The sequence below is a fragment of the Phenylobacterium sp. genome, assembly GCF_030697925.1.
Classification (GTDB): domain Bacteria; phylum Pseudomonadota; class Alphaproteobacteria; order Caulobacterales; family Caulobacteraceae; genus Phenylobacterium.
Window position 1 is genome coordinate 1 of the sequence record NZ_JAUYOJ010000182.1, and the last position, 1692, is coordinate 1692.

A 1692-nucleotide genomic window follows, 5' to 3' on the forward strand; every position below is an offset into this window, starting at 1 on the left:
AACGCGGCGGCGTCGATCCGTGCGAGGTGGCGCCGGACCACTGGCGCCACGTCCACGACCGGTTGGCCGCGCGCGAGGCGCCGCGGCCCTATACGCCTGAGCGCCATCGGGCCTGGCTTCTGCGCCGGAGGCTGCAGTGACGCCGCGCGCGGGGCTGCCGCTCGTCGCCGCGGCGCTGGCGGTGACGACCACGGCCGCCACCTTGTGGCGCGCTCCGCCGCCAATGCTCGTCTGGAACACCACGGCGAGCGCGCCGATCGGTCTCTACCAGGTGGGGCGGGCCGACCCGTTGCACCGCGGCGATCTCGTCGTGGCCAGGCCCTCCGGGCCACTGGCCGCCTTCCTCGCCGAGCGCGGTTACCTCCCGCTCGGCGTGCCGCTGATCAAGCCGGTGGCGGCGCTTCCCGGGCAGCGCGTCTGCCGTGTCGGCAGCGCCGTCATGATCGACGGCGCGGTGGCGGCCCAAGCGCGCCGGCGTGACCGCTGGGGGCGGGCGCTTCCCGTCTGGCAGGGCTGCCGGACGATCGCGCGGGGTGAGGTCTTCCTGATGAATCCGGCGCGGCAGGACAGCCTCGACGGGCGCTACTTCGGCGCCGTCGCCGCCACATCCGTCGTCGGCCGCGCGCGACCCTTGTGGGTCTCGCCAGGGCGCGTCGACCCCGGCGCACCGGTCAGGCGCCAGCCCTGATTCCGCCTCCCCACCCCAGCCAGATGGAGATCCCCATGGCACGCATCGGAACCTTCACCCGCACCGCCGACGGTTTTGCCGGCCGGCTGCATTTGCTCGTGACAGAGGTCGACCTCGTCCTCGTCCCGGCCAGGTCCGCCGGCGGCGACAAGGCGCCGGACTATCGCGTTCAGCGCGCCGGCGACGGCGGCGGCGAGGTCGGGGCTGGCTGGACCCATACTGGTGAGAAGGCGGGAGCCTACGTCTCGCTGGTGCTTGACGATCCCACCCTCGCGCAGCCGATCCGCGCCAATCTGTTTCGATCCGACGCCGACGACGGCGTTTTCCATCTGCACTGGACCCGGCCCTCGCGGCGCCAGGCGCGGGACCAAGGCTGATGGCGTCTGGCCGGTCGTCTTGGCGGTGGCGCGCGGCCGTCATGCGCCGCCGGTTCGCCTGGATCGCGATTGCCGCGCTTCTTGCGGGTCCGGCTACGGCCTTCGCCACGCCGCAAGGTTTAGCCTTCTACGACCGGGCGCCGCGCGACGGGATCGCCGCTCATGTCGCCGAGGCGGCGCGGCGGTTCGATCTTCCCGAGGCCTGGATCGAGGCCGTGATGCACGCCGAGAGCGCCGGCGATCCGCGCGCGGTCTCCCCCGCCGGCGCCATGGGATTGATGCAGCTCATGCCGGCGACCTGGGCTGAGCTGCGCATTCGATACGGACTTGGCGACGATCCCTACGATCCGCATGACAACATCCTGGCCGGCGCGGCGTACCTGCGTGAACTCCTCGATCGCTTTGGCGCGCCGGGCTTCCTTGCGGCCTACAACGCAGGACCGGGACGCTACGAAGAGGCCCTGGCGACCGGTCGGCGCTTGCCGCCCGAGACCCGCGCCTACCTCGCCAAGCTCACGCCGGTGGTGGGCCCGATGCGCGGCCGGGGTGTCATTCCCCAACGCCTCGACCTCACCGCCTGGACGCGATCGGCGCTGTTTCCGGACGTCTCGATCGCCGCCGCCGACA

The 1692-nt window shown here is 72.6% G+C and carries 4 protein-coding genes; all 4 read left to right on the forward strand.

Going from position 1 to position 1692, the window contains the following annotated elements; genetic code table 11:
* On the forward strand, window positions 1-140 hold a 140-nt coding region (locus Q8Q88_RS17475; protein WP_305676462.1), incomplete at its 5' end, for a DUF2840 domain-containing protein.
* Window positions 137-688 carry a S26 family signal peptidase gene (locus tag Q8Q88_RS17480; RefSeq protein ID WP_305676459.1) on the forward strand — a complete coding sequence of 184 codons (552 nt, stop codon included), beginning with the start codon at window positions 137-139 and terminating at the stop codon, window positions 686-688. The genes Q8Q88_RS17475 and Q8Q88_RS17480, both read left to right, overlap by 4 nt.
* 35 nt (window positions 689-723) lie before the next feature.
* Window positions 724-1065 carry a DUF736 domain-containing protein gene (locus tag Q8Q88_RS17485; RefSeq protein WP_305676460.1) on the forward strand — a complete coding sequence of 114 codons (342 nt, stop codon included), beginning with the start codon at window positions 724-726 and terminating at the stop codon, window positions 1063-1065.
* Window positions 1066-1106: 41 nt separating this feature from the next.
* On the forward strand, window positions 1107-1692 hold a 586-nt coding region (locus Q8Q88_RS17490), incomplete at its 3' end, for a lytic transglycosylase domain-containing protein (protein WP_305676461.1).

Excerpts from the sequence above, each read along its gene's own strand:
- Q8Q88_RS17485 (WP_305676460.1), top strand. The coding sequence starts at position 724 with ATGGCACGCATCGGAACCTTCACCCGCACCGCCGACGGTTTTGCCGGC.